This window comes from Erythrobacter sp. (assembly GCF_038133525.1).
Taxonomy (GTDB): Bacteria; Pseudomonadota; Alphaproteobacteria; order Sphingomonadales; family Sphingomonadaceae; genus Qipengyuania.
In genome coordinates this window covers 335-818 of sequence record NZ_JAYPTL010000155.1, presented here as the reverse complement: position 1 = coordinate 818, position 484 = coordinate 335, and the positions used below count along the sequence as shown (strand labels likewise).

Here is a 484-nt window from a genome sequence, read left to right as displayed (position 1 = left end):
ATGTTAGAGGAACCGCCGCTCCTTCCCGCAGCAGGTGACCGATGGAAAATTCCGACCTTACCGCCCGCCAGTATTTCGATTTCGTGATGTCGAACCCCGAACGCAAGCCATTCGGATTCGGCAAGAAGCTGGCGATCGTCAATATCGATATCCAGTGCGCCTATACTCAGCCCTGCCGCTTCGTCACCGCCTATGAAACCGATCCCCGCCAGATCGAGCATGTGAACGCGATCTCAGCGCTTGCGCGGGCGGCGGGAATGCCCGTGATCTGGACCCGCGTCGCCTATGCCGAAGACGGATCGGACTGCGGGGTGTGGGGCATGCGCGAGGATGGCCCCGATGCGCTGCAGAGCATAAAGCCCGGCAGCGAGCGCCATGCCTTCGACCCGCGCTGCGAGGTCGATTTCGCGCGCGATACGGTGTTCGACAAGAAAATGGCTTCGGTCTTCCACGAAACTCCCCTGCCGAGCCTGCTGACCTGGCA

1 protein-coding gene is annotated in these 484 nt (G+C 61.4%); it reads left to right on the top strand.

Annotated elements, in window-relative coordinates; translation table 11 throughout:
* Positions 1 to 41: 41 nt before the first annotated feature.
* The coding region (locus tag AAFM29_RS17430) for an isochorismatase family protein (protein WP_341713983.1) at positions 42 to 484 on the top strand (443 nt) is incomplete at its 3' end.